Source organism: Marichromatium gracile (genome assembly GCF_004343155.1).
Lineage (GTDB): Bacteria > Pseudomonadota > Gammaproteobacteria > Chromatiales > Chromatiaceae > Marichromatium > Marichromatium gracile.
Genome location: NZ_SMDC01000012.1, coordinates 40,894 through 67,367, shown reverse-complemented (window position 1 = coordinate 67,367; position 26,474 = coordinate 40,894). Strand labels below are relative to the sequence as shown.

The window sequence follows — 26,474 nt, the reverse complement described above, 5'->3', positions numbered from 1 at the left end:
CCGCGGGGGCGCGCCCGAGTCCACCCGTCAGCAGCAGTCGCCGACACCGGTGACAGGCGCCGAGACCGCACTCGCCAGCAGCAACGACAAGGACCTGGACGAAGCCCCCAGGAAGCGCCCTCGTGGAGGAATCGATGATGTCGACCCGAGCAGCCACGCTCACCGATCACGCCGCTTCCGCGCCAAGACCGGCACCCCACCGATGGCCGGCACTCTGCTGCCGGGATCCTGACCGACGCCTGCCCGACTGAGCGTGATGGCGACCTCCAGACTCCGCCGGCTCGCTGCCACGGTCCCGCTGTACCTCCCGCTGCTGCTGCTCGCGGCCGGGCTGGTCCTCGCCGTCGTGGTCCACGCCCAGCTGGCCAACGAGAACGAGACCACCAAGCGCGAGCGCTTCGCCTTCCTGGTCGAGCGGGTCGTCGACCAGCTCAGGGATCGCATGCAGATCTACGAATACGGCCTGCGCGGTGCCCGCGGCGCGATCATCAGCGCCGGCGGCGACCAGGTCCGACTCGCCGACTTCCGCCGCTACATGGCCTCACGCGAGCACCGACGCGAGTTTCCCGGATCACGGGGTTATGGCTATATCAGCCGGGTCGCTCCTGACCAGGTCGACGCCTTCATCAGGCGCATTCGTCACGATGGACGTCCCGACTTCACTGTCCACCAGCTCCAGAAACACGATGGCGAGCGCTTCGTGATCCAGATCATCGAGCCGCTCGAGCACAATCGCGAGGCCATCGGTCTCGACATCGCCTCGGAGTCCAATCGACGCCAGGCAGCCATCAACGCCATGCACAGCGGTCAGCCGACCCTGACCGCGCCGATCACCCTGGTGCAGGCCAGCGGCAAGCCTCTACGCTCCTTCCTGTTGTTGCTGGCGCTCTCCGAGCCGGCAGCGGCCAGGGACGACAAGACGACCGTGGTCGGCTGGGCCTATACGGCACTGGTGATCGACGAGGTCCTGGCGGACTTCGACTTCCGCGGCGACGAGTTCAGCCTGACGCTCACCGACCTCGACGACAACGAACGACCCGAACGCTTCTACAGCTCGCCCGGCAGCGACACGCCGATCATCGACGACCTCGTCGCCCGTCACACCATCGCGCTCTACGGACGACGCTGGCAGATCGAGATCAAGGTACTGCCAGCCTTCCTCGCCAACCTCAACCTGCGCGATCCCCAGCATGTCGCCGGGCTGATCGCGCTGTTCTCGACTCTGATCTCGGGGCTGCTGTGGATCTATCTCGACAATACCCGCAAGCGATTGCAGACGGCCGAGTCACGCGGCCGACTCGCCGCCATCATCGAGTCGACCGACGACGCCATCATCGGCCAGGGACTCGACAATCGGGTCGTCAGCTGGAACCCGGCGGCGGAGCGGCTGTTCGGCTACCGTGCCGATGAGATGATCGGCCAGCCACCGCCGGTACTCGATACCAAGGGGAATGTCGAGGCCTGGAAGGCGGGACTTGCCCAGGTCCGCAGCGGCCAGACCCTGCGTCGATTCGGCATCCAGCATCGCCATCGCGACGGGCGTCTCATCGAGCTGGCCGCGACCATCTCACCGGTCCGCAACGGCGACGGCGGGATCATCGGGCTGTCCTATATCGTTCGCGACCTCAGCGACTACCATCGTCTGGAGGCCCAGCTGCGCACCACACTCTCGCGCATGCGCCTGGCGCTCGATGCCGCGGGCATCGGCATCTGGGAGTGGCAACTCGACGACAACCAGTTGACCTGGGACCAGCGGATGTACGCCATCTACGGACTCGAGCACGGTCGCGACGGCAGGCCGGCACTCGACTATACCGCCTGGCTGTCACGGATCCACCCACTCGACCGCCCCCATGTCGAGGAGCGATTGCGACTGCAGTTGCTCGGCAAACAGGTCGACGAGCTCAGCTTCCGCATCCAGCACACCAGCGGCGAGATCCGTCACATCCACTCGGCGGCGCTGATCGAGCGTGACCAGCAAGGGCAGCCACTGCAGATGGTCGGCACCAACCGCGACGTGACCGACAAGTACAAGGCCGAGCAGGCACTGATCGACGCCAACCGTCAGCTCGAACTCAAGGTCGGCCAGCGCACCCACGAGCTGCTCGCCCTCAACGAGCGGCTGCGCGAGGCGGTGCGCCAGGCCGAGACGGCCACCGAGGCCAAGAGCGGATTTCTCGCCAACATGAGCCATGAGATCCGCACCCCGATCAACGCCGTGCTCGGCCTGACCTATCTGCTCGACCAGACCGCGCTCGACGATGAGCAACGGCGACTGGTGGTCAAGATCCACAGCGCCAGCCGCGCCCTGCTCGCGCTGGTCAACGACATCCTCGACTTCTCCAAGATCGAGGCCGGGCGACTCGAGGTCGAGCATGTGCCGTTCAGTCTCGGCGAGGTCCTCGAGAACATCGCCACCATCATGGCCCCGGAGAGCGGCAACCATCAGGTCGAGCTGATCGTCGGCGTCCCGCCCAAGGGAGTCGACACCCTCTACGGCGACGCCCTGCGACTCCAGCAGGTGCTCACCAACCTGGTCTCCAACGCGCTCAAGTTCACCGAGCAGGGCCAGGTGCTGGTGCGGGTCCTCTGCGACGACTCCGAACCCGATCAGCTCAGGCTGCACTTCAGCGTCAAGGACACCGGGATCGGCATCGCCCCGGACAAGCTGCAGGCAATCTTCCAGGCCTTCACCCAGGCCGACACCTCGACCACCCGGCGCTTCGGCGGCAGCGGGTTGGGACTTGCCATCTGCCGGCGCCTGGTCGAGGCGATGGGCGGGACGCTCGGCGCGACCAGCCAGGTCGGTCAAGGCAGTGAGTTCTGGTTCACTCTGCCCTACGCCGCGGCACCCACCATGTCGCAGCGTCCCCCGCTGCCGCGCTGCAATGTGCTGGTGGTCGACGACAACGAGGCCGCGCGCGCAACCCTGAAGGCCTGCGCCAGGACCCTCGGCTGGGACTCGATGACAGCCAGCTCGGGCGAGGAGGCGCTGGCGCTGCTGTTCGATCGCCAACCCGGACCGTCCCCCTTCGACCTGTTGCTGATCGACTGGCGGATGCCGGGGATGGACGGCATCGAGACGGTCAGGATCGCGCGCGACACGCTCCCCTCCGAACAGATGCCCCGCGTGATCATGGCCACCGCCTATGGCCGCGAACACGAACTCGCGACAGAGATCGACGCACTCATCCACAAGCCGGTCACCCCTTCGGCGCTCTACAACGCCATGCAGCAGATCGAACAGCCGACGACGCGACACGCCGGCTCGGCGGCGCAGCCCCCCGGACACCAAGAGCCACGTCTTGAAGAGGTTCGATTGCTGGTGGTCGACGACAGCGAGATCAATCGCGAGGTCGCCCGCACCATCCTCGAGGGCGAGGGCGCCGAGGTCCACGAGGCCGCCAACGGGCGCGAGGCGGTCGACTGGGTCGAGCAGCACCCGCAGGGTGTCGATCTGGTGCTGATGGATATCCAGATGCCGGTGATGGACGGCTACATGGCAACCCACGAGATCCGCCAACGGCTCGGTCTCGCGCAACTGCCGGTGATCGCCCTGACCGCCGGCGCCTTCCAGCCTCAGCGCGAGGCCGCGCTCGCCGCCGGGATGGATGACTTCCTGCCCAAGCCCTTCGATGTCGACCAGATGATCGCGACCATCCGCAGCCATCTCGGTCACACGCCGACGAACGGCAAGGGAATCGAGTCGCCGGCGCCCTCACACCATGACACAGAGGGCAGCCTGCCCCTGCTCGACAGCGCCGAGGCGATGACGCGCTGGCGCAACGCGACCGTCTATACGACCAACCTGCGCCGTTTCGGCGACGAGTACGCCAATACCGGGAGCAAGCTCCACCGGCTCGAGGAGTCGGGCGATCGCAACACCATCGCGACGCTCACCCACAAGCTCAAGGGAGCGGCCGGCAACCTCGGGCTGAAGTCGCTGCAGCAGGCGGCCACGGAGCTGGAGACGGCCGCGCACTCAGGCATGGCCGAGCAGACGAGATCGGCGATCGACCAGCTGACGCGCACCATGACGGCCAGCCTGCACGCGATCGCCGAGTACATCGCGCAACACCCGCCGCCGGCCGCGGCGGCGCAAAAACGATCGCCAAGCACGGAGGCCAGGACGGATGCCCTGGTACAGCAACTGCTCGAAGCGCTCGATCAGGACGACCCGGCGAGGGTTCGCCCGCTGCTCGACAGCCTCGAACCTCGCATCGCCCCCGAGCTGCTCGCCCCGATTCGCGAGCGACTCGAGGCCTTCGATTTCCGCGCCGCGGAGACGGCGACTCGACGCCTGATCGAGACACTGGATACGACGCTAGATGGGTGACCCGCAATGCAACACGGCAAGCTTCTGGTCGTCGATGACGAGCCGAGCAATCTCGCACTGATCGAGCAGATCCTCGGCGAGGACTACAACCTGGTATTCGCCCGCAATGGCCAGGAGGCGCTGGCGGCGGTCGCCAAACACGCGCCGGTGATGCTGCTGCTCGACGTGCAGATGCCGGACATGGATGGCTACGAGGTCTGCCGCCGGCTCAAGGCCAGCCCCGGCGGCGACCAGATCCCGGTGCTGTTCATCACCTCGCGCTCCGACGAGATCGACGAGAACGAGGCCTTCGAGGCCGGCGGGGTCGACTTCATCACCAAACCGATCTCGCCGCTGGTACTCAGGGCACGGGTGCGTACCCACCTCTCACTGGTGCGCGCCACCGACCTCGAACGCAGCCAGCGCGACGCCATCGACATGCTGGCGCGCGCCGGACACTTTCGCGACAACGATACCGGCGTCCATATCTGGCGCATGGCCGACTACTCGGCGCTGCTCGCCGAGGCCGTCGGCTGGTCGGAGGAGTCGGTCGCGCTGATGAAGCTCGCCGCGCCGATGCACGACACCGGCAAGATGGGCATCCCCGACGCCATCCTGCAGAAACCGGCCAAGCTCGATGCCGCCGAGTGGGCGGTGATGAAGACCCATGCGCGGATCGGGCACGACATCCTCGCGCGCAGCGAGGCGCGAGTCTTCAAGCTCGCCGCCGAGATCGCGCTCTATCACCACGAGCGCTGGGACGGCAGCGGCTATCCCGAAGGACTCGCCGGAACCGAGATCCCCCAGTCGGCGCGCATCGTCGCCGTCGCCGATGTCTTCGATGCCCTGAGCATGCGCCGCCCCTACAAGGATCCCTGGCCGGTCGAGCGCGTGGTCGAGACCCTCAACACCGAGGCGGGACATCACTTCGAACCGGAGCTGATCACCCTGTTCAACGCATCGCTCGAGCGCATCCTCGAGATCAAGGCGACCTGGGATGCTCGCGAACCCGACGAACTCAACTGAGCTCGCCCGAGGAGCGAGACAGGATCTCCGAGGCTCGCATGACCAGCGCCGCAAACCGCGCCTCGATCCCGGCATCGAGATGGCAGCAGACACAGCGTCGATCGGCATAGATCAGACCGAGCACGACACCGCCGCGCCACAACGGCATCGCCAGGAAGGCATCGACCCCGAGACGCTCGGCCAGCTCATCGGGTAGCGTGACCGTACCGCCGCACCCGACCCGCACCACGCCCGGAGCATCGAGCAACCCCTCGAGCAAGGTCCGCGCCCGATGCCGCCAACCACCCTGATTGAACTCGGGCTCGAACTCCGAACCGACGAACAACCGCGGGGTCAGGGTCCGGTCGTCGGGCGCGCAGGCGAAGAAGGCCACGCGATTGAGTCCGAGCCCGCGATGCAGCCCGTAGAGCAGGGTCGTCAGCAGCCGCTCCTCCCCACCTCCGCACTCGAGCCGATGCCGGCACCGAGCCAGCTCGTCGGCGCGCGGTGCCAGACAGAAAGGCGCCTGATAAGGCGCCCGCAGATCCCAGACCGCAGGCGCACACGCCGGCGTCGGCAAGGGCATCAACGCCGTCTCGGCGAGCACCGGAAGACGCTCGCGCGTCAGCGCCAACACCCGGTTGACCCGTCGAGTCAGGACATCGGGAGAGAGCTCGAGCAGCTCGCTCGCCAGCCACAGGTCTCGCCCCGAAAACGGATGGCGCCACCCCGAACAGGCGTCGCGTGCCATCTGGTTAGCGAGCATCGCCCCCAGCGGACGGCTGTGCGCGGCATTGTGCGGACGCATCGATTCACGCACCATCTCGGGTAACGCCCAACGGCAGGCCAGCCGGTAGCCCAGGGTTCCCAGACTGTCGCTGAGCGCGACATAATCGGCCTCGTGCGGCAAGACATGATGGAGATAGACGAGCTGCAGATAGCGTCCGATCCGCCGATCGCCCACCGCGAGCAGGACGAACTCGCCAAGGGTGTGCAGGAGCGCGGCCGCGGCCACCTCGGCCGGGAACATGTCACGCCCACAGGCCGCCCAGTCGGCGGCCAGCGCACCGGCCAGCGCGCCGCGCGCCAGGGCATGGCGATAGGCGCGCAGCCGGTTCCCCTCGAGCTCGCGCTCGGCCTCGACGACCTCTTCGAGGAGGCGCGCAAGACCGCGCTCGCCGAGCATGTGCACCGCATCCTCGAGGGTGGCGATCTCGGTGCGGAAATGGCGATGCGGCACGGCGTTGGCGCGATGCAGTGCCTGCAGCGCCAGCGCCGGATCATCGAGCAGCACCGCAGCCATGCGCTGACGCGAGGTCTCGGGGCCAGCGAGCAGCCCCCTGAGCCGCTCGCGCGAGCGCGCCAGCACCGGCAGGCGCCCGGGCTCGACCAGCGCGGTCAATTGACCCATCCAGTCCTGCTCCATCGCGGCCCCCTCCCTCCATCGGATCGCTCGGCGGCATTATTCGCAAAAGGACCAGCCGGCGACAAGCGACGCAGTGGGTCAGACCCCATCGGTTTACGCATCTGCTGGTCCCCGGGCAACTCAGGGGGCATGGGATGAAGTTACTGCTCGGCGCGCTGATCACCTTCGGCGCCGTGCTCGGCGGCTTCGCCGCCCACGGCGGCAACCTGCTGGCGATCTGGCAACCCTACGAGATCATCATCATCTGCGGCGCCGCGCTCGGCGCCTTCGTCATCGCCAACCCCGGCGCGATCATCCGCGAGACCCTCGCCACCCTGCCGCAGCTGCTGCGTGGACCGTGCTACACCCGCGCTGACTATCTCGATCTGCTGGCGCTGATGTTCAAGCTCTTCGGCAAGATTCGCAAGGACGGACTGATGGGGGTCGAGGCCGATATCGAGGAACCACGCAACAGCGCGCTGTTCCGCGCCCATCCCCGACTGCTGCAGCACCCGCACGCGCTCGAGTTCATCTCCGACTACATGCGTCTGGTGGTCAGCGGCGGCATGAACCCCTTCGAGCTCGACGCGCTGATGGATGTCGAGCTCAACGCCCATCACGAGTCGCGCACCGCAGCGGCCCACGCGGTGCAGCGCAGCGCCGATGCCCTGCCCGCCTTCGGCATCGTCGCCGCGGTCCTCGGCATCGTGAAGACCATGAGCGCGCTCGGCGGCGCGCTCGACGAGATCGGCGCCCTGGTCGCCGCAGCGCTCGTCGGGACCTTCCTCGGGGTGCTGATCGCCTACGGCCTCATCGGCCCGATCGCCACCGCGATGGAGCATCGCGCCGAGGAGGAGCTGCAGTTCCTCACCTGCATCAAGGCCTGCATCCTCGCCAACGTCCAGGGCTACGGCCCGCAGATCGCCGTCGAGTTCGGTCGCAAGACGATGCACGCCCCGCTGCGCCCGAGCTTCACCGAGCTCGAGCGCCATCTGCACGGCGGACGGGCGAGGTAGCCGGGATGTCGCTCGAACCGAAGAAACAGCCGATCGTCATCCGCCGGGTCATCCGCAAGGGCGGCAGTCACGGCGGCGCCTGGAAGATCGCCTACGCCGACTTCGCCACCGCGATGATGGCCTTCTTCCTGCTCCTGTGGATCCTCAACGCCACCGACGATCAGCAACGCGCGGCGATCGCCGGCTATTTCCAGGACCCGGCGCTGTTCGAGGCCGGCAGCCCGGTGCTTACCGTCCCGGCCGGTGAGGGCAGCGGCAACGCCCCCTCGATCATCGACTTCGAGGGCGGTTTCGCACCCTCGCCCGAGGGGTGGAGTCCGTCCCGGCTCGAGGCCCTGGCCCAACGGCTCGATGCCGCACGGCTCGAGAGCCTGCGGGTCAGCCTGCAGGCGGCGCTCGACGACAGCGCCGCACTCGCCCCCTACAAGGAGCAACTCCTGATCGATGTCGTCCCCGAGGGGCTGCGCATCCAGATCATCGATCGCGAGAACCGACCGATGTTCGACCTCGGTAGTGCCCGACTGCGACCCCACGCCGCGGCTATCCTCGAGGAGATCGGCACCATGATCGAGACGGTGCCCAACCCCACCGCCATCTCCGGGCATACCGACGCGCGCCCCTATACCAGCCCGGACTATACCAACTGGGAGCTGTCGACCGATCGTGCCAACGCCGCCCGGCGCGCGCTGATCGCCGGCGGAATGCCGGACGAGCAGGTTGGGCGCATCGTCGGACTGGGATCGAGCGCCCCGGCCGACCCCGAGCATCCGAGCGCGCCGATCAACCGGCGGATCAGCATCGTGGTGATGCGCCTGGAGGCAGCCGAGGCGGCCTTCGCACACGACAGCGCCACCATCGAGCTGCCCGGCGACTGAGTTCGGGCGTCGTCATCGCGACGCCTTGCTCCAGAGCGCCGCCGACAATCGTCATCTTATTGACGCACACAGCCCAGACGCCACATTGTTTCGTGACACCAAATAAGTGGCGCGCTTCCTGCTTATCTGGTTTCAGACTAGGGCCGAATGGCCCCGAACCCGATAACCGGCGGACGCTCAACCATGCTCGAATCAATCGCACTCGGCGTACTCTCGGCCCTTCACCAACTCAATGCGATGGCGGTGATCGGCGCCTTCACCCTGCTGCTGGTCGCGCTCTTCGGCGCAGCGCTGGCGGCGATCGGTCGTGGTCGCGGCGAGGAGTTCTATCACGGTGCGCCGACCCTGCTGACCACGCTGGGGATCCTCGGCACCTTCCTCGGCATCGCCATCGGGCTGCTGGAATTCGACGTGCGCGACATCGAATACAGCATCCCGGTGCTGCTCGACGGACTCAAGCTCGCCTTCGTCACCAGCATCATCGGCATCCTGCTCGGCGCCATCCTGCGTCTGGTGCTGCTGCTCGGCACCGATACCCCGTCGGCGCAGATGCAGTCCGACGCCGCGACCAAGATCGAGCGGCCGGAACTCGACGCCCTCGAGCGATTGGTGGCGCTCGGCGAACACCAGGCCGAGGCCGCCCGCGCCCAGCTCGCAGCCACCCAGACGCTCGAACGGCGGCTGGAGCATCTCGACCACGACCTGACCCAGACCCTGGAGACGCATCACGCGCAGCTGCTCGGCCAGCTCGACGACTTCGCCCGGCGGCTCGGCGAGATGGGCTCACGCCAGCTCATCGAAGCCCTCGAAGGCGCCATCCGCGACTTCAACGACAAGCTCGGGGTGCAGTTCGGTGAGAACTTCCGCCGACTCGACGACTCGGTCGGCAAGCTGCTGCAATGGCAGGAGCAGTATCGCCAGCACATGCAGGCGCTCGGCGATCAACTCGACCACGCCGTCGGTGCCGTCGGTCAGTCACAGACCGCGATCGAGGCGCTCACCCGTCAGGCGATGCAGATCTCGCGTCATGTCGAGGACCAGGAGACGACCATGGCCGGGCTGAGGCGCGAGACCATGGAGCTCGAATCCCTGCTCAGCGGCATCGCCGAGCTGCGTGATCGCGCCAAGGAGGCCTTCCCGGCGATGGACACCCGGCTCAAGGCGATGCTCGAGAACATCGAGAACGCAGTGCTCTCGGCGCTCGAGGCACAGCGACGCATCGCCCAGAGCACCCCCGCACGCGGCACGGCGCTGGCCGCGGGAGCCGGGGCATGAGCGCCTTCACACCACGCCTCCCCGGACACCGCCAGCAGCACGAGGGCGACAGCCACTGGCTGGTGGTCTCCGACCTGATGGCCTCGCTGATGATGATCTTCCTCTTCCTCGCCCTGCTCCACATGGTGCAGATCGAGCGCGCCCACGAGGTCGAGACCGAGGTGCGAACCTCCGCGGCCGAGCTGCGTCAGGCGATCTATCACGCGCTGGAAGACGAGTTCGTCGACGACCTGCCGCGGTGGAACGCCGAACTCGAGCGCGACACGCTGACGCTGCGTTTTCGCGAGCCAGACGTGCTGTTCGATCGCAGCTCGTCGCGGATCAAGCCGGAGTTCGAGGCCATCCTCAGCGACTTCCTGCCACGCTATGTCGCGCGCCTGCGCCCGTTCAGCACGGTGATCCGCGAGATCCGCATCGAGGGTCATACCTCCAGCGAATGGGCGCCGGGGAGCAGCCCGCTTGAGGCCTATTTCGCCAACATGGAACTCAGTCAGAAACGCACCCGCGCAGTGCTGCGCTTCGCCTACGGACTCGAGGCGCTGCGTCACGAGCAGTGGTTCAGGTATCGGGTGGCCGCGGTCGGGCTGTCCTCGTCACGGCTGGTACTCGACGCCACCGGACACGAGGACCCGACCGCCTCGCGTCGGGTGGAGTTCAGCGTGCTGACCAACTTCGAGGACCGACTGCTGGCCCCCACCGGGCTCGATGTCGCCGCGACACCCTGAGCCCGACGCATGAGCGGCGCGGGACTCAGCCGGGATCGCGCAATGCCTCGACGGCGCAAACCTGATACTGCGCGGCATCGAGGCTGGCAAGCAGCTGATCGGGGGTCACCCCCACACGATCCCAGATCTCGGGAACGATCGGTGGCGCATCGTTCCAGTCACGCGAATCGAGCTCGGCGAGATGGGCCCCGGTGTTGGCGAGATGGACGATGGCGACCGCCTCGAAGTGCTCGGCGGGCGCATCCAGCGGGGCATGGTGATAACGCAGACAGGCACACAGCGACTCGGGCAACCCCCAGCGTTCGGCCAGGGCACCACCAAGCTCGGCGTGGTCGAAACCCAGCTCGCCGTGCTCGGCCGCCTGCGGCGAGATCTCGTTGGGGGCATCGAGACTGCTGAGGAAGGCGCGGTGCGCCTCCTCGGGCACCTCGGAGAACAGTACCAGCTGACCGAGGTCATGCAGCAAGCCACCGAGGAACACGGTGCCGGCAAGGGCCCGCGAGCGATCCTCGGCAAGCAGGCGTGCGATCACCGCGCAGTAGGCCGAGTGGTGCCAGAACACCTCGAGCGGCAACAGGTTCTGGACCGGCAGGCGGTCGGATGCCTGGGTCACCGCTCCGGCGATCACCAGTCTGCGCACATGCTCACGCCCGAGCAGCGCCAGCGCGCGCTCGACCGAATCGACGGTGCGCGCCGGCGCGAACGCCGGACTGTTGGCCAGCCGCAGCAGGATCGCCACCAGCCCAGGGTCCTGCTCCAGCCGTGAGGCGATCTCGCGCTGCGGGCTGTCGGGGTCGTCGAGCAGCTTCATCACCTCGCCAACCACGCGAGGGATGGCCAGCAGCCGCCCCGTGTTCTTTACCAGGCCTTCGATGGTCATCGCGGACACGCGCCAATCCTCCAATATCGTCCCGAGCGCCAGGCAACAGGGAAGCGCGGCTCGGGATCGCAAACACGACCGGGGATTCCCCCGGGTCGAACGCGTCTGCGGAGTGGATCAGACATCGAACATCATCTTCAGCGACTCCAGGGTTTCGGTGCTCGAGGCCAGTTCGCCGATTGGCTCACCGGGCGCGGGCGGGGTCAACCCCAGGGTGGCGAAGGCGGGAACCTCGCTCGCCTCCGGGTGCTCCCTGCCCTCGCTCTGTAACGCCGCCCAGCGGGCAACGATGGCGATGCTTGCATAATCGGGCTCGGGCGCGACATAGGACCAGTCGTGCGAGTGCTCGGCCACCGCGACCAGATCCTCGCCCAGCCCCCAGTAGTTGATCACCAGAACGCCGGTGATACCACTGAGTTTGTCGACCAGGGAGGCGATGAGTTCAGGACTGGGATCGGGGTCGCGCATCTCGATGAACTGGATGATGGGGACGGCACCGATCCCGGCCACCAGCCCGGCGAGCAGCGCCCGCTCGCGATGCAGCAGCCCGAGCGTCTCGGCCAGCAGGTAGCTGTAGGCCGAACACAGCACGCCATCGGCCCAGACCTGCTGCATCGCCTCGCGGGTGACCACGTGACGCGCCTTGAAGGCCTGGCGCAACGCCAGGTTGGTGGTGAGCATCCGGGTGTTGCGGAATCCCAGCCGCAAGACTGCGTCTCGCACCGACTGGATCTGCTTGGTGGCGCGAAACAGCGGACTGTTGGTGGCATGCAGCAGGGCCCCGGCGATGGTCCCGTCGCTCTGGATGACCTCGGTCAACTCGACGATCCCGGCTTCGGGATCGTTGGTGAGCTCCTGGATCTTGAACGCCACCTCGGGCCGTGCCGGCAGCTCGAGTCGATTGCTGGAGATCAGGCCGTAGAGTTCGGCGAGGAACTCGCCCTCGGTGGCATCGAGCTCGATGTCGCTGACCTCCAGACCCGACTGCTGCGCCGACTCGAGTGCCGCCGAGGACACCTTGAGCAGCAGGCAGGGGCTCTCGGTGACGATCATCGACTCGCCACGGGTCACGCCATCGAACACCTCGATCGGATCACTCAGGCCACGAAAGCTCTGGAAGCGTTCGCCCGAACCGTCGGTCAGACGCACCAAGTGTCCGTCGACCAGGAACAGGCGCTGCCCCCCTGACTCGGTCAGGCGGATGCGCTGCTTGGCCGGAACCTCACCGAAACCACAGTGCGCGGCCAGTTCCTCGCGCGCGGCCTGGGGGAGATCCTTGGTGATGTCCATCTCGGCGAGCAGTGAGAGGACCTCGAGCGTCTGGGACATTGAGTGCTACCTGAACAGTCGACAAGGCGGTGATCGCACATAGTCTAGCAGTATCGCACCTGCGTCCAGCATCGCTACGCATCAGCGGTGTCATGCGTCCCGGACGGGATCCGCATTGCGATCACGCCTCGGCCCGATAGCCCAACAGGACATCGGCGAGCTCACCGCGCGAACCGTCGTCACGCACGAACTGGCCGGTCTGGGCCACGACATCATAGGCATTGAGCGCCTTGCGGGTATGCTGATAGCCGGTCTCCAGGGACTGGATCGATGCCTCGGCCAGAGTACGCTGCACCTGGGTGCCGTCGGGGCCGATCTGCAGCAGCCGCAAGGCGCCGAACACCGGATCGTCGGCGTTGATCTGCCCATCTCCGTTGGAGTCATAGCGCGCCAGCTCACCGAAGCCGTGGGCGGCACCGTTCTGATCACCGAACAGCTCGCGACCATCGTCGATCTGGCCATTGCCGTTGCGATCGAGCGCCAGCGCCCAGGTCCCGCCGGTGACGAAACTGACCTGTTCGGCTTGACCGTCGGCGTCGAGATCAAAACTCACCCCGCCCTCGATCCCGGTGGTCTGGAGACCCTCACCGGAGAGGTCGAGCACCAGGGGGTCACGCACGTTCACGCCGCCTGGACCGGCCTGCAGACTCAGGCTGAAACTCTGCATCTGGGCAAACTCGAGCCTCTGCAGGCCACCGCCACCGAACTCGAGACGCAGGCTGCTACTGCTCTGCCAGGAGAGCTCGAGCTCGGCCAGACGACGATGGATCTGCTCCTGGGCGAGCCGGACCTGGGCATTCATCACCCGCTCCTTGATCCGTGTCGCACGCGCATCGAGCGTCCCGGATTGGCCTTCGGCGAGGGGAACCGCAACCTTTTCGAGATCGAAGGACTTGCGCAGGATCTGATAGTCCTGATCGGCATTGACACGATTGGCGACCTCGGCAGCGAGGCCCTGGCTCGGTAGCGCGGCGGTGGCCACCTGCTGACTGGCAGGAGCAGTCGCCGGCGGCGCCAGCGGACGCGCTGGACGCATGGGAAAGGGTTCGGTGGCGAACAGCGTGGTGGTACGGGCGGCAAGCATGACATCGACTCCCGATGCGCGCACGAACGAGACGGCCTCCAGGGGATCGCGCGCTTGATCGGCGTGCAGACTCCGTCTCAACACGCCCCTCTCGCCCACCTCCCGACACTGCGGGAGCAGGCTTAATCGTCGTCCCAGCAACAACAACGGCCGCCAGCACGAGATCTTGAGCAAGCGCGGGGATCAGTCCACGGGATCGTCGTCGTCATCGAACGAGAGCGCCAGACCATCGGGCAGATGGCGTACCACCTGCGCCCTCACCAGGGGCGGCGTTTCACCTGCCCCGAGGGTTCCGGTCACCTGCAGCTCGACCCAGCTGCCAACCGCGGGGCGGTCGGTGTCATCCATCAGGATCATCACCCCACCGCCACTGAGGTCATTGGTCCAGACCCGCTGAGCCGGACGACCGGACCGAAAGAGATCGACCTCGACCTGCATCGGCAACCGTGGATGACGCCGCCTGTCTGAATCCATTATCACCACCCCCTTAGCCCCAGGCGCGTCACTGAATCGCGGCGGCCAACAGCCGCCGGGGCATGTCGATCGATCAAGCATCCAGCGTGGGGCGCAACAGATCCGACAACCGCCAGAAATCGATCCCACGCAGGAACCCCGCACGAATCTCCGAGCGCAGCCGCACCGGGCGGCCGCCGCCATCACACTCGGCCACCCACTCCTGTGGCAGATGCTCAAACGTATGCGCCTCGGCCAGCTCGCCGTCGATCGTACGGCACAATCTGACCTCGCCGCTGCGCACGTCGCAGAAGGCGGGACGAAAGCCGCTCAGCAGAGACTGTGGCAAAGGCAGGTTCGTCGCAGGAGGCGGCGTTCCTGACCGGGGGCTGAGGGGACCTTGCTCGAGCATCGTTCGACTCCAGGATCATTGTCGCCGGGAGCCGAGCCCGGCATCCCGCGCGGAGACGCTGACATCGCCTCCCCCATCGATAACGACCCGGGCACCACGAACTTGAGTCTACACAGGCTCGCCCTCAAGCAATAGTTGGTACGGCAAGATCATTGCCGCACCGGACTGTGCGCCACCCGACGTCAAGGATAGCCACCTTGGTCTACAGTTTAGGTAAACCGCAGTCATCGCAGATGAGGGGTTTAACGTCCCCAGTTCGCGCCGGACGCCGCGATACCGCCCTTGAGAGGATCGGGAGTCGGCCGCGGTTTATCGCGATGCGGGACAGGTAAAGACGCAGCAGCAGAAAACCGACAAGCCCCGGCATCGCCAATCGACACACAGAGAACACGGGATTCGATCATGGACATCTCATCGATGGCAGGCGTCGCCACCGTAACCAACACGATGGCCGGCAGCAAGACCGCAAACGACACGAGTGCAGCATCGCTCAACCAGGCACTCGACACCCAGGCACAACAGGCCGCGCAGCAGGTCGACCAGTCGCTGACGCCTCAGCAGGCGCCGCAAGAGCCTTCGAGCACGCGGGGGCTGCCGGAGAATGTCGGGCGCAACATCAACGTCACCGCCTGAATCCACGCATCGCGACACCGAGGCGCGTGTCCCGCCGGAGCACATCCGCCTGACGGGACACGCCACCCCGGCGACACAGCCCGGCCAAGAGACGACACCAACGCCCGGGTGCTAACCGCTCCACACTCAGGCGAACTGGTTGATCTGTTCTGCCGAGCGCGCTGGCGCAAAGAATCCGGCAATCCTACGCTCGAGTCGGTCACGCTCGGCGCCCGGCTCCTGCATGCCCGCAGCGTTCGTATCCTGCGCATTCGCATCGGCCCGCGCAGCCGACGCCTCGCCCTCCATTCGACGCATCTCCTGATCCGCCTGCTCGAGGACACGCATCTCGCGTTGGGCCTCGATCTGCATCGCGCGCGCCTGTGCGGCAACCCGCTGATCCTGGCCGGAAGGTTCTGCGGGCGCCAGGGCGGCGCGCAGCACGGTCTCGGCCTTCTCCAGCGTCGCCGCCGGATCGGCCTCCTCCGAGGTGTCGATCTGCACCTCGCCACCGATCGCGTACTGACGCCCGTCGGGGCCGGTTTGATAGGTATAGGAGGGACCGCCAGTGACATAACGCCCGCCCGCAGCGACATGCGCCTGCTCGTGCATGCGGACCTCGCGGTCGCGCTGGCGCAACTGCTCGATCAGCCGCAGCTCTTCGGGCGGGGGCGTCTGTTCTGGTTGCTCTACGGGGTGGGGCTGTGCGTTCTCACCGCTCTCGCGACCAGCGGTGGATGCCGTCTCTTGCTGGCGGGTGGCGCCACCGGAGGAATCGGCAACGGGCGCGGGAGATGGTCGAAGCGACGCACCGACCCCGGAATGGATCTCCATCGGCACTCACCGGGTATCGACTGTCTCTCAGTCTAGCCGTTAGCGCATGACGCTGCCGCAGCATCACCTCGACAATGCGACCTGGATCTCCATGAGAATGCTACGCGATTCGGCCATTGCCCCACCAACCGAGCGATCCCGGCAGCATCAGCGATGATACAGCGCGCGCAGCACGATGGCTCCGGCATCACGACATCGCCTGAGCCCACGCAGAAAGCTCTGCCCGAGCAGGACCTCGCCAGACCCGTCGCCGGTGACGACCACTGCAGCGACCCGTTCGCGCACGAGACCGCCGACCTGCACGCTGTCGAGCACCACGGCATGCCCGAGGCCCACACCTGCCGCCCCCTGATGGCGCACGATGCGGCCGCGTGAATATCTGAGTCCCAGCCTGGCCGCCTCACGCTCGCCGAGCACCACGGTGTCGGCCTCGGGCGCCAGCCGAAAGGTCACCGCCGAGCGACCGATCCGACCACGCAACCGATAGTCGCCTCGACTGTCGCGATAGAACCGTGCCTCCGGCCCCGCGGCTTGAGCCTGTCCGCCGGGACAGGGGTCGAGCGCCATCACCGGGCCGGTCGTCACGGTACAGAGCAGCGCGAGCGCCATTCCCCATCGATGCGCCCTCACCGCAGTGATCCCTGCACCGAACCGATCGCGCGAATCCACGGCCGATCGGCGCGTACCGCATCGGGCAGGGCCGCATAAACCCGTTCGGCCTCGCCGCGACTGGCAAAGGCCCCGGCGAGCACGACCACGAAGTCACGATCGCGGGAGCGGATCGGCAGGAAGCGCACGCCATCGAGACGGTGACGCGTCACATAGTCGCGCGCCGCCTCGAGACTACTGACGGCGATCAGCTGAATGGTGTAGCGATTGGGATTCTGCGCCACCAGCCAGTCTCGATCCGCCGTCAGATCGATGCCTGATCGGGGTTGCGGCGGCGCCGGCGCGACCGGCTGAGGGCGCTCGAGCGGCGGCGCAGCTGGCGCAGGCGGCTCCTCCCGGGGCGGCGGCTGCGTCAACGAACGTGGTGGGGCGGGCTCAGGGGCTGGCGGCATCACCGCGCCGGGCGCGGGACGGCTCAGCTCCCCGGGTGGCTGAGCCAGCCGCGGGCGCGGTGGTGGCGCAACCTCTGCCGACTCCAGCAACAAACGGGCACGATCACGTGGCGCCGACGACGGGGCTGGACGCGGATCCTGCCCCTGCAGCTGAAAGATCACCGGCAACAGGATCGCCAGGGCCGCGCCACCGGCGATCGCCGGGACGAACCAGCGCTGGTTCCAGATCGGCGTCGCCGGGACGACGGCGGACTTTCCCGCCCTGACCGCTTTGCTCGCCGGCTGATCGCCTTTGGTTCGTCTCAGCAGCGACGCCAGCGCCTTGATCGATCGACCCGACGGCGCCGCGCCAGCCACCGCCTCGGCCGGTGCGCCGCGCCGCGCCACCGCCCCGGCCGGCGGCGCATCCTGGTGTTCATCGATACTCGCCGACAGCGCCCGGATACGCTCGGCGATCAGTTGCTCGGGGGTCTTCTCGCCGGTCTCAGGCGCGAGCTGCCGGGGAGGCGGAGCGGGTTCGGGCTGGCGCGGACCCGTCTCGACATCGTAACAGCGCGCCTCCAGCCACGCGCCGGCGAGTGTATTGAGTTCCTTCGGACAGCCCTGGCTGCGGGCATGCAATGACTCGACATCGGTATCCGCGAGCAGGCCGAGCGGATTGTCCAGACCGGCGGCCTCGAGCCGATGACAGAGATAGGCGCGGGCCTGCTCGAGATTCAACGGACGCAGACTGAGACGGCTGATCCGCCCCGGATCGTCGGACTCGAGCTGGAGTGGATAACGCGCCAGCGCAGGGTCGCCGGTCAGCACCAGACGCGGCGGCTCACCGGTGCGCTCGAGCAACCCATGACGCAACCGCATCAGGGCGTGGACCAGATCGATACCGAGATGATGGGCATCATCGATCGCGATACAGAGCTCGGCCCCGGTGCTCAACAGCTGCGCCAGCAACTGCTCGAGCGAACGCGCCACCCGCCCATCGGCGCCAAGCTGGGCGCGGAGGGTTGCCTCGAGCATCTCCACCGAGGTCCCGGGACGCGCGCGAAAGGCGATCAGCTCGAAACGATCCGGCAACAGACCGAGCAGACGCATCAACTGCAGCGTTCGACCACTGCCTGCCGGGCCGGTCAACATCAGCACCGCACCCGGCGCCTCGAGCAGCTCGACGGCGGACTCGAGCAACTGATCGAGCAGCAGGTCGGTGTAGAGAAAGGCCTCGCCGGCGCGCTCGTCGAAGGGGTCCTGGGTCAGCCGCAAGCGGCTCAAGCAATCGGGATCGAGCGCCATCAGAGAGTCGTCATCAAAAACCAGCGCGGGCCCGCCATAACCGGACGGGCCCGCGCCTGAGAGGTGAAGTAAGGGGATCAGCCGGCGTCGGAGACGAATTCGACCCCGACGACCTGGCGCTCGCCATCGCGATCGACGCGCACCACACGACCGCTGCAGACCAGCGGCGCAATACGGTCACTCGGACTGCTGATGCTGACCTCGAGCCGCTCGCCCGGGGAGAGCGGTGCCTCACAGACCAGCGCACAACCCGACGGGCTGAGGTCGGTCAGGCGCACCGAGAGCGTCTCATCGCCATCCAGACGCTTGACGTTGGCCTCGGTATCGGCGTTCAGTCTCAGGAATTTACGACGTTCGTCATCGACCAGCATAGCGCCTCCTCAATGGATAAAAGGGATCCTCATGATGGATCGAGCGTCCCTGTCTACCGCTCGGGGCGGCTCATGCACCGCTCCGAGCCCGCCCCCCCTGGCAACCCTCAGGCGCTGGTCGCCGGCGGCTCCTTCAACCGCTCCAGCACCGCCTCGGCCAGGTCGTCCGGGCTGTACTTCTGGATGAACTTATTGGCCCCGGTCCGTTTCACCATGTCGACGTTGAACTCCCCGCTGATCGAGGAGTGCAGCAGGATATAGAGATCCGCGAGACGCGGATCCTTGCGGATCTCCGAGGTGAGCTGATAGCCGTCCATCTCCGGCATCTCGATGTCGGAGACGACCATGCTGAAGTGCTCGGCAACGTCGATGCCCTCCTGTTGCATCTGGTGGATCAGGTCGATCGCATGTTTGCCGTCGGTGAGCAGGGTGCACTCGATACCGAGCTGCTCGAGCGCCCGCTGGATCTGGTGGCGCGCCACCGCCGAGTCATCGACCACCAGCACCCGGCGATTCTCGGCATGGATGCGTCCACTCAGGTCCTTGGAGACATCGGTGCTCACGTGCACCACCTGGTCGAGCACCTTCTCGACATCGAGGATCTCGACCAACTCCTCCTGGATCAGCGTCACCGCCGTCACATAGACGTTCTTGCCCAGATGCGAGGGCAGCTGCTGCACCTGGTCCCACTGGGTGTTGACGATGCGGTCGACGCGACGGATCAGGAAGCCATGTACCGAGCGGTTGTACTCGGTGATGATGATATAGCCCTTTTCCGGCTCGGCCATCTCCGGACCACCGACCGCCTGCGAGAGGTCGATGATCGGCATGGTGATGCCGCGCAGTGTCGCCATGCCCTTGACCAGCGGGTGGGCGCCGGCCGGGCGCGTCAGCGGCTGATAGGGAATGACCTCCTTGACCTTGAAGACGTTGATCCCGAACAGCTGCTTGTGTTCGAGCTGGAACAGCAGCAACTCGAGCCGGGTGCCAGCGGCCTGATTGGACTCGAGGGTCGACCCGGTATTGTTCTTCGACATGAGGAAATTCAATCGCTTCTGACGTCACAGGGTATCGCGCGATGCTACACGTCGCACACACACGCTTTCAAGGTTGCGCGGCCAGCGGCCAGCGGCCAGCGGCCAGCGGCCAGCGGCCAGCGGCCAGCGGCCAGCGGCCAGCGGCCAGCGGCCAGAAGGATTGAACCGCAAAGGCGCGCAGGGCGCAAAGGGGAACAAGCCTTCTGAACCCAGTTAGGTCGCGAAAAGCGCAGCGCGTCCGGCGAAAAGACCGCCAACCGCCAGTTCAGCAGCGACCAGCCACCACTCCCCGCTGACTGGCGGCTGACTCAGAGCAACACGCGCTCGACGCCGCCGGCGCGGGCCTGCGCGATGAAGCGCTGCTGCCAGTCCTCGCCGATCAGGCGACGCGCCATCTCGACCACGATGTAGTCGGTCTCGAGACCGGTCTCGTCATGATACTTGGCCAGACCCTGCTGACAGGCCGGGCAGGCGGTGAGCAGTTTGGCCTCGCCGTGCTCGACCCGAGGGGCGCCGGTGAGTGCGCGCACCCCGGCCTCGAGCTCCTCGCGCTTGCGGAAGCGCACTTGGTTGGCGATGTCCGGGCGCTGTGCACCCAGGGTGCCCGCCTCGCCGCAGCAACGATCCGAGAGCGTCACCGGGTCGCCGATCAGACTCGACGCGACCTTGATCGGCGCGTGGGTCTTCATCGGGGTGTGGCAGGGATCGTGGTAGAGATACTTGACCCCGTCGACGCCCCGCAGGCTCATCCCCTTCTCCATCAGCCACTCGTGGATGTCGAGCAGCCGGCACCCCGGGAAGATCCGCTCGAACTCGTACTTCAGCAGCTGATCCATGCAGGTTCCGCAGGAGACCACCACGGTACGGATATCCATGTAGTTGAGGGTGTTGGCCACGCGATGGAAGAGCACCCGGTTCTCCATGGTGATGCGCTGACCGCGCGCCTCCAGCCCGGCGGCGCGTTGCGGATAGCCGCAGCACAGATAGCCCGGCGGCAGGATGGTCTGGGCACCGCCGCGCCAGAGCATCGCCAGGGTCGCCAGCCCGATGTCGGAGAACAGCCGCTCCGAGCCACAGCCGGGGAAGTAGAACACCGCCTCGGCCTCCTCCTGCGTGATCCCGGGGTCACGCAGGATCGGGATCTGGGTCTTGTCCTCGAGCCCGAGCACCTGGCGGAAGGTCTGCTTGGGCAGCTCCACCCGGATCGGTCGCGCCACCAGCTCGACCACCTGACCGACCGCCTTCGGCTTGCCGGTGGTGATCCCCGGATGACGCCTGGGCGCGCGTGTCAGCCCCAGCAACCGCGCCACCCGGTGTCCGAGATTGATCCCGGCAAAGCCCCAGCGTGCCAGCGCGGTGCGCAGCAGACGGATCGCCCGCGGATCGGTGACGTTGAGAAAGCGCATTGCCGCCCAGGCCCCGGGGGAGAAGCGGTTGCGTTTGCGCGCGACCAGGATGCGGCGCAGCCGCATGGTGACGTCACCGAAGTCGATGTTCACCGGACAGGGGGCGAGACACTTGTGGCACACGGTGCAGTGATCGGCGACGTCGTTCATCGCGTCGAAGTGACGCAACGACAGCCCGCGCCGGGTCTGTTCCTCGTAGAGGAAGGCCTCGATGATCAACCCGGTGGCGAGGATCTTGTTGCGCGGCGAGTAGAGCAGGTTGGCACGCGGCACGTGAGTCATGCACTTGGGCTTGCACTTGCCGCAGCGCAGACAGTTCTTGACGTCGTCGTTGAGGGCGCCGAGCTCGGTCTCCTCGAGGATGATCGCCTCCTGCTGCACCAGCCGCAGCGAGGGCGTATAGGCGCCCTCGAGCCCGGCACCGGGCATCAGCTTGCCGCGGTTGAAGCGCTGCTCCGGGTCGACCCGTTCCTTGTAGGCGACGAAGGCCTCGAGCTTCTCGGGTTCGAGATATTGCAGCTTGGTCAGACCGATGCCGTGCTCGCCCGAGATCACCCCGCCGAGCCCGGAGGCGAGCGCCATGATCCGTGCCACCACCTCGTCGGCCTCCTGGAGCATGGCGTAGTCCGAGGAGTGCACCGGGATGTTGGAGTGGACGTTGCCGTCGCCGGCATGCATGTGCAACGCCACGAACAGTCGCGAATCGCGCAACCGGCGATGGATCTCGACCAGACGCGTGCGCACCCGCTCCAGGTCCTTGCCGGAGAAGATCTCGTTGAGCTGCGCGGCGACCTCGCGGACATAGGACTGACGCAGGTCGCGACGCAGCATCATCGCCAACAGGGTGTCGCCTTCACGCACCCGCGCGCGTTCCTTCTCGTGAAGCAGTTCGAGATGTTCGGCGGCCGGGGCCTCGAGGTGTTCGAGGATCGCGCGCCAGCGCGCCCGTGCCGTCTCCAGCACCTCGCGCGCGGCATCGCGCTTGGCCGCGAGGATGGCGACGTCCTCCTCCGAGACCTCGTAGTCGCCGGCACGCCGCGCCTCCTCCAGTCCGCTGCCGAGGTAGTCGAGCACCGCGGCCATGATCGCGTCCTTGTTGCGGATCGACTGCTCGATGTTGATCCGCTCGATGCCCCGGCTGTAATCGGAGAGCCGATCGAGCGGGATGACCACGTCCTCGTTGATCTTGAAGGCGTTGGTGTGGCGCGAGATCGCCGCAGTGCGCGCGCGATCGAGCCAGAAACGCTTGCGCGCCTCGGGGCTGACGGCGATGAAGCCCTCGCCGTCGCGCGCCCCCACCAGCTCCACCACCCGTGCCGCGGCGGCATCGAGCGCGGCCTCGTCGTCGCTGACCAGATCGGCGATCAACACCATCTTCGGCAACTCGCGGCGCGAGGCCTTGGTGCTGTAGTCGACGGCGCGCACATAGCGCTCGTCGAGGTGCTCGAGCCCGGCGACCAGCACCTCGGGCAAGGACTCGATATAGTCCTTGATCTCGACGATCGCCGGCACCGCGAGATCGAGATCGGTGCCGAAGAACTCCATGCACACGGTGCGCACGTGATCGGGCATGCGGTGGAGGATGAAACGCGCCGAGGTGATCAGCCCGTCGCAGCCCTCCTTCTGCACCCCCGGGAGGCCGGAGAGGAACTTGTCGGTGACGTCCTTACCGAGCCCGACCTTGCGGAACGAGGCGCCGGGCATCTCCAGGATCTCGGGCTCACCGACCGGGGTGCGCCCGTCGGTGTCGTAGCGCGAGACACGGAAGCGCACCAGCGCCTGATCGTGGATGCGCCCGAGGTTGTGATCGAGCCGCTCGATCTCGAGCCACTGCGCATCCGGGGTGACCATCCGCCACGAGGCGAGGTTGTCGAGCGCGGTGCCCCACAGCACCGCCTTCTTGCCGCCGGCGTTCATCGCGATGTTGCCGCCGATGCAGGAGGCGTCCTGCGAGGTCGGGTCGACGGCGAAGGCCAGGCCGTTGCTGTCGGCCAGGTCCGAGACCCGCCGGGTGACCACGCCGGCGCCGCAGCGCACCGTCGGCACCCGGCCCTCGACCCCGGGCAACTCGATTCGCTCGACGCCCGAGAGCGACTCGAGCTTCTCGGTGTTGATCACCGCGGTGTGCTGATGCAGCGGCACCGCCGAACCGGTATAGCCGGTGCCGCCACCGCGCGGGATCAGCGACAGACCGCAGTCGATGCAGGCGCGCACGATGGCGGCGACCTCGGCCTCGCTGTCGGGGGAGATCACCACGAAGGGCAGCTCGACGCGCCAGTCGGTGGCATCGGTGGCGTGCGAGACCCGCGCCAGCCCGCCGAAGTCGAGGTTGTCGGGGTGGGTGATGCCGGCAAGCGCCTTGCGCAAGCGGTCGCGATGGGCCGTCTCCTGGGTGAACCAGTCCTCGAGCCGGGCGACCGCACCGCGCGCCGCCTCCAGCAGCTCGGCAGCACGCTGATTGTCGTTGAGTCGCTGTTCGAACTGATCGAGCCGGTGACGCATCGCCTGCAGCAGCAGCTGACGACGATCGAGATTCTCGAGCAGATCCTCCTGCAGATAGGGATTGCGCGAGACCACCCACATGTCGCCCAACACCTCGAACAGCATCCGCGCCGATCGCCCGGTCCGTCGACTCCCCCGCAGCGACTCGATCAGCCGCCACATGGGCTCGCCGAGAAACCGGATGACAATCTCGCGGTCGGAGTACGAGGTGTAGTTGTAGGGGATCTCGCGGATGCGGGGCTGGGATTCGGCTATCATGAAGTTCCAGTTCTTGAATTGGGTTTTTCTTGCATTACTACAAAATGGTACTGCAAAGCTGGCCCGAACATGCCCCCGAGATTGTCAGGGGTCAGCCTCCGCCCCAGATCCCGACCACCGCGTCGGCCTTCGCCCCGGATCCCGGATTGCCCATTCGTTGATCTGGATCAAACGGTTATTCATCGAGCACGGTTAGCTTTAGTCGGATGCCCCCGCCCCAAGCTCAACAGCGCATCCTCAGCGATCGCGTCAATACCTTTGGACAGTATCTGCTGAACCGCTATGGTCAGCGGGTGCACAAACTCGCCCTCAACGCGGGTTTCACCTGCCCCAACCGCGACGGCACCAAGGGCCGGGGCGGCTGTACCTTCTGCAACAACGTCTCCTTCAGCCCCAACGCCAAGGAGCCGCCCTCGATCGCCGAGCAGATCGAGTCGGGCCGCACCGTGCTCGCCAAGCGCACCGGGGCGCGCCGTTTCATGGCCTACTTCCAGGCCTATACCAATACCTACGACCCGATCGACGCGCTGCGCGAGCGCTACGACAGCGCGCTCGTCCACCCCGATGTCATCGGGCTGTCGATCGGCACCCGCCCCGACTGCGTGCCCGAGGCGGTGCTCGACCTGCTCGCGCGCTATCGCGCCCGCGGCAAGGAGATCTGGCTCGAACTCGGACTGCAGTCGGCCGATGATCGCACCCTCGAGCGCGTCAACCGCGGTCACACCTTCGCCGACTACCAGCGCGCGGTGCAGGCAGCACACCGCCGCGGCATCCCGGTCTGCGCCCATCTCATCGTCGGTCTCCCCGGCGAGGGACGCAACCACGCCATCGAGAGCCTCGAGCGCGTGCTCGGCGTCGGTGTCGAAGGACTCAAGCTGCACGCCCTCCACGTCGTGCGCCACACCCGCCTGGCGGTCGACTGGCGACGCGGTCACTACCAGCCGCTCGCGCTGGAGGACTACGTCGACACCTGCGCCGACATCATCGAGCGCACCCCGCCCGAGGTGACCTTCCACCGGGTCACCGGCACCGCCTCGCGCGATATCCTGCTCGCCCCCGACTGGTGTAGCCAGAAATGGGCCGTGCTCAACGGCATCGAAGCCGAGCTGTATCGGCGCGGCACCCGACAGGGTGACCTGATCACGCCCTCGTCCTGCCGCAAACTTGCAAGTACCGCCTGACTCGCTGGAGACCATCCACCATGGAACTCGTCTGTCCCGCCGGCAACCTGCCGGCGCTGAAGGCCGCCGTCGACAACGGCGCCAACGCCGTCTACATCGGTTTTCGCGACGATACCAACGCCCGTCACTTCGCCGGCCTGAACTTCGGCGACAAGCAGATCCGTGACGGCCTGCGCTACGCGCACGATCGCAACGTCAAGGTGCTGGTCGCCGTCAATACCTATGCCCAACCGAATGGCTGGGAGCGCTGGAGCGCGGCGGTCGACCGCGCCGCCGATCTCGGCGTCGACGCCATGATCGCCGCCGACATGGGCGTGCTCGACTATGCCGCCAACACGCACCCGCAGCTCAACCTGCACCTCTCGGTGCAGGGCTCGGCGACTAACCCGGCGGCGATCAACTTCATGCACCGCCAGTTCGGTATCAAGCGCGTGGTGGTGCCGCGCGTGCTCTCGCTCGCCCAGGTCGCACACCTGATCGAACGCTGCGACGTACCGGTCGAGATCTTCGGCTTCGGCAGCCTGTGCGTGATGGTCGAGGGCCGCTGCCTGCTCTCCTCCTATGCCACCGGCCAGTCGCCCAATACCTTCGGCGCCTGCTCGCCGGCTTCCCACGTCGAGTGGATCGACACCGCCGAGGGCCAGGAGACGCGCCTCGGCGGGGTGCTGCTCGAACGCCGCGGTCACGGCGAGCCGGCCGGCTATCCGACCATCTGCAAGGGTCGCTATCAGGTCAACGGCAAGCTGCGCTATGCCATCGAGGAGCCGACCAGCCTCAACACCATGGAGATCCTCCCCGATATCATCGCCTCCGGGGTGAGCGCGATAAAGATCGAGGGACGCCAGCGCAGCACCCGCTACGTCACCCAGGTCACCCGGGTATGGCGCGAGGCGATCGACGCCTGCCGCCGCGACCCCCAGAACTTCCGCCCGCGCGACGACTGGCGGGCGGCACTGGCTCAGGTCTCCGAGGGCACCCAGACCACGCTCGGCCCCTACCACCGCCAGTGGCACTAGCGATCACCGGGAATCGGCGGCGCGTCACCACGCTCCGGTCGACGCGTCGCTCCCCGGCCGCCAGACCCGAACGGACACAGCCGGGGGCGTGACGACGATCGCCGCCCCGGTCAATCCATCCCAACAGCCCCACTG

21 protein-coding genes are annotated in these 26,474 nt (G+C 67.0%); 9 read left to right on the top strand and 12 right to left on the bottom strand.

Annotated features, from left to right (window positions below):
• Window positions 1-256 precede the first annotated feature (256 nt).
• Both EDC29_RS14590 and EDC29_RS14585 read left to right on the top strand, forming a co-directional pair.
• On the top strand, window positions 257-4,336 hold the full coding sequence (locus tag EDC29_RS14590; RefSeq protein ID WP_132230480.1) for a response regulator: 4,080 nt from the start codon (window positions 257-259) through the stop codon (window positions 4,334-4,336).
• Between the two features lie 6 nt (window positions 4,337-4,342).
• Window positions 4,343-5,341, top strand: a complete 999-nt coding sequence (locus EDC29_RS14585; protein ID WP_123140703.1) for a response regulator — start codon at window positions 4,343-4,345, stop codon at window positions 5,339-5,341.
• Here the strand turns inward: EDC29_RS14585 and EDC29_RS14580 are convergent.
• Entirely contained in the window at window positions 5,334-6,731 is a 1,398-nt protein-coding gene (locus EDC29_RS14580; RefSeq protein ID WP_165913545.1) for an HDOD domain-containing protein, read from the bottom strand. The two genes, EDC29_RS14585 and EDC29_RS14580, sit on opposite strands and share 8 nt — an antisense overlap.
• 149 nt (window positions 6,732-6,880) lie before the next feature.
• Here EDC29_RS14580 and motA point away from each other — a divergent pair, with 149 nt between their 5' ends.
• From motA to EDC29_RS14560, 4 genes are all read left to right on the top strand, one after another.
• Window positions 6,881-7,741 (top strand): flagellar motor stator protein MotA, encoded by an 861-nt coding sequence (gene motA, locus EDC29_RS14575; protein WP_123140701.1) that lies wholly within the window; start codon window positions 6,881-6,883, stop codon window positions 7,739-7,741.
• A gap of 5 nt (window positions 7,742-7,746) precedes the next feature.
• Entirely contained in the window at window positions 7,747-8,616 is an 870-nt protein-coding gene (motB, locus tag EDC29_RS14570) for a flagellar motor protein MotB (RefSeq protein WP_123142076.1), read from the top strand.
• Window positions 8,617-8,799: 183 nt separating this feature from the next.
• Complete coding sequence (locus EDC29_RS14565) at window positions 8,800-9,891, top strand: hypothetical protein (RefSeq protein WP_123140699.1); 1,092 nt, start codon at window positions 8,800-8,802, stop codon at window positions 9,889-9,891.
• Window positions 9,888-10,616 carry an OmpA family protein gene (locus EDC29_RS14560; RefSeq protein WP_123142078.1) on the top strand — a complete coding sequence of 243 codons (729 nt, stop codon included), beginning with the start codon at window positions 9,888-9,890 and terminating at the stop codon, window positions 10,614-10,616. The genes EDC29_RS14565 and EDC29_RS14560 overlap by 4 nt, the downstream gene beginning before the upstream one ends.
• A 25-nt stretch (window positions 10,617-10,641) precedes the next feature.
• Here the strand turns inward: EDC29_RS14560 and EDC29_RS14555 are convergent, their stop codons facing one another.
• The 5 genes from EDC29_RS14555 to EDC29_RS14535 all read right to left on the bottom strand — a co-directional run bounded on the left by EDC29_RS14555 (window position 10,642) and on the right by EDC29_RS14535 (window position 14,774).
• Window positions 10,642-11,496, bottom strand: coding sequence for an HDOD domain-containing protein (locus tag EDC29_RS14555; protein ID WP_123140697.1), 855 nt, complete (start codon window positions 11,494-11,496; stop codon window positions 10,642-10,644).
• 117 nt (window positions 11,497-11,613) lie between these two features.
• On the bottom strand, window positions 11,614-12,825 hold the full coding sequence (locus tag EDC29_RS14550) for an HDOD domain-containing protein (protein ID WP_123142079.1): 1,212 nt from the start codon (window positions 12,823-12,825) through the stop codon (window positions 11,614-11,616).
• Between the two features lie 121 nt (window positions 12,826-12,946).
• Entirely contained in the window at window positions 12,947-13,909 is a 963-nt protein-coding gene (locus tag EDC29_RS14545) for a hypothetical protein (RefSeq protein ID WP_123142080.1), read from the bottom strand.
• Between the two features lie 183 nt (window positions 13,910-14,092).
• Entirely contained in the window at window positions 14,093-14,383 is a 291-nt protein-coding gene (locus EDC29_RS14540) for a PilZ domain-containing protein (protein ID WP_123140694.1), read from the bottom strand.
• A 73-nt stretch (window positions 14,384-14,456) separates the two neighbouring features.
• Window positions 14,457-14,774: a hypothetical protein gene (locus EDC29_RS14535; RefSeq protein ID WP_123142081.1), complete on the bottom strand. Its 318-nt coding sequence runs from the start codon at window positions 14,772-14,774 to the stop codon at window positions 14,457-14,459.
• Window positions 14,775-15,176: 402 nt separating this feature from the next.
• On the opposite strand from EDC29_RS14535, the gene EDC29_RS14530 reads away from it, so the two are divergent.
• Window positions 15,177-15,407 (top strand): putative motility protein, encoded by a 231-nt coding sequence (locus tag EDC29_RS14530; RefSeq protein WP_132230476.1) that lies wholly within the window; start codon window positions 15,177-15,179, stop codon window positions 15,405-15,407.
• 126 nt (window positions 15,408-15,533) lie between these two features.
• Here EDC29_RS14530 and EDC29_RS14525 read toward each other — a convergent pair whose 3' ends face one another.
• The 6 genes from EDC29_RS14525 to EDC29_RS14500 all read right to left on the bottom strand — a co-directional run bounded on the left by EDC29_RS14525 (window position 15,534) and on the right by EDC29_RS14500 (window position 24,142).
• The gene (locus EDC29_RS14525) at window positions 15,534-16,220 is read right to left on the bottom strand and encodes a putative metalloprotease CJM1_0395 family protein (RefSeq protein ID WP_123140691.1); all 687 of its coding nucleotides are present in this window, start codon (window positions 16,218-16,220) and stop codon (window positions 15,534-15,536) included.
• Between the two features lie 147 nt (window positions 16,221-16,367).
• Complete coding sequence (locus EDC29_RS14520; protein WP_165913544.1) at window positions 16,368-16,850, bottom strand: retropepsin-like aspartic protease family protein; 483 nt, start codon at window positions 16,848-16,850, stop codon at window positions 16,368-16,370.
• On the bottom strand, window positions 16,847-18,568 hold the full coding sequence (locus EDC29_RS14515; RefSeq protein WP_132230471.1) for an AAA family ATPase: 1,722 nt from the start codon (window positions 18,566-18,568) through the stop codon (window positions 16,847-16,849). Before EDC29_RS14515 ends, EDC29_RS14520 begins: the two co-directional genes overlap by 4 nt.
• Before the next feature lie 77 nt (window positions 18,569-18,645).
• Entirely contained in the window at window positions 18,646-18,939 is a 294-nt protein-coding gene (locus tag EDC29_RS14510) for a PilZ domain-containing protein (RefSeq protein WP_123140688.1), read from the bottom strand.
• Between the two features lie 107 nt (window positions 18,940-19,046).
• Window positions 19,047-19,976 (bottom strand): chemotaxis protein CheV, encoded by a 930-nt coding sequence (locus tag EDC29_RS14505; RefSeq protein ID WP_123140687.1) that lies wholly within the window; start codon window positions 19,974-19,976, stop codon window positions 19,047-19,049.
• A 308-nt stretch (window positions 19,977-20,284) separates the two neighbouring features.
• Window positions 20,285-24,142 (bottom strand): DUF3683 domain-containing protein, encoded by a 3,858-nt coding sequence (locus tag EDC29_RS14500; RefSeq protein ID WP_123142083.1) that lies wholly within the window; start codon window positions 24,140-24,142, stop codon window positions 20,285-20,287.
• A 206-nt stretch (window positions 24,143-24,348) separates the two neighbouring features.
• Between EDC29_RS14500 and mnmL the strand changes: the two genes are divergently transcribed.
• Window positions 24,349-25,323, top strand: coding sequence for a tRNA modification radical SAM protein MnmL/YtqA (gene mnmL / locus EDC29_RS14495; RefSeq protein WP_123140685.1), 975 nt, complete (start codon window positions 24,349-24,351; stop codon window positions 25,321-25,323).
• 20 nt (window positions 25,324-25,343) lie between these two features.
• Complete coding sequence (gene ubiU, locus EDC29_RS14490) at window positions 25,344-26,339, top strand: ubiquinone anaerobic biosynthesis protein UbiU (RefSeq protein ID WP_123140684.1); 996 nt, start codon at window positions 25,344-25,346, stop codon at window positions 26,337-26,339.
• Window positions 26,340-26,474 lie beyond the last annotated feature (135 nt).

Bases quoted from the DNA above. Each gene is read 5' to 3' on its own strand.
- EDC29_RS14555 (WP_123140697.1), bottom strand. From the start codon at position 11,496: ATGACCATCGAAGGCCTGGTAAAGAACACGGGGCGGCTGCTGGCCATC.
- EDC29_RS14500 (WP_123142083.1), bottom strand. From the start codon at position 24,142: ATGATAGCCGAATCCCAGCCCCGCATCCGCGAGATCCCCTACAACTAC.
- EDC29_RS14580 (WP_165913545.1), bottom strand. From the start codon at position 6,731: ATGGGTCAATTGACCGCGCTGGTCGAGCCCGGGCGCCTGCCGGTGCTG.
- EDC29_RS14560 (WP_123142078.1), top strand. From the start codon at position 9,888: ATGAGCGCCTTCACACCACGCCTCCCCGGACACCGCCAGCAGCACGAG.
- motB (WP_123142076.1), top strand. From the start codon at position 7,747: ATGTCGCTCGAACCGAAGAAACAGCCGATCGTCATCCGCCGGGTCATC.
- EDC29_RS14585 (WP_123140703.1), top strand. From the start codon at position 4,343: ATGCAACACGGCAAGCTTCTGGTCGTCGATGACGAGCCGAGCAATCTC.
- EDC29_RS14540 (WP_123140694.1), bottom strand. From the start codon at position 14,383: ATGGATTCAGACAGGCGGCGTCATCCACGGTTGCCGATGCAGGTCGAG.
- ubiU (WP_123140684.1), top strand. From the start codon at position 25,344: ATGGAACTCGTCTGTCCCGCCGGCAACCTGCCGGCGCTGAAGGCCGCC.
- EDC29_RS14590 (WP_132230480.1), top strand. From the start codon at position 257: ATGGCGACCTCCAGACTCCGCCGGCTCGCTGCCACGGTCCCGCTGTAC.
- EDC29_RS14515 (WP_132230471.1), bottom strand. From the start codon at position 18,568: ATGGCGCTCGATCCCGATTGCTTGAGCCGCTTGCGGCTGACCCAGGAC.
- EDC29_RS14505 (WP_123140687.1), bottom strand. From the start codon at position 19,976: ATGTCGAAGAACAATACCGGGTCGACCCTCGAGTCCAATCAGGCCGCT.
- mnmL (WP_123140685.1), top strand. From the start codon at position 24,349: ATGCCCCCGCCCCAAGCTCAACAGCGCATCCTCAGCGATCGCGTCAAT.
- EDC29_RS14530 (WP_132230476.1), top strand. From the start codon at position 15,177: ATGGACATCTCATCGATGGCAGGCGTCGCCACCGTAACCAACACGATG.
- EDC29_RS14525 (WP_123140691.1), bottom strand. From the start codon at position 16,220: ATGGAGATCCATTCCGGGGTCGGTGCGTCGCTTCGACCATCTCCCGCG.
- EDC29_RS14550 (WP_123142079.1), bottom strand. From the start codon at position 12,825: ATGTCCCAGACGCTCGAGGTCCTCTCACTGCTCGCCGAGATGGACATC.
- EDC29_RS14535 (WP_123142081.1), bottom strand. From the start codon at position 14,774: ATGCTCGAGCAAGGTCCCCTCAGCCCCCGGTCAGGAACGCCGCCTCCT.
- EDC29_RS14565 (WP_123140699.1), top strand. From the start codon at position 8,800: ATGCTCGAATCAATCGCACTCGGCGTACTCTCGGCCCTTCACCAACTC.
- EDC29_RS14545 (WP_123142080.1), bottom strand. From the start codon at position 13,909: ATGCTTGCCGCCCGTACCACCACGCTGTTCGCCACCGAACCCTTTCCC.
- motA (WP_123140701.1), top strand. From the start codon at position 6,881: ATGAAGTTACTGCTCGGCGCGCTGATCACCTTCGGCGCCGTGCTCGGC.
- EDC29_RS14510 (WP_123140688.1), bottom strand. From the start codon at position 18,939: ATGCTGGTCGATGACGAACGTCGTAAATTCCTGAGACTGAACGCCGAT.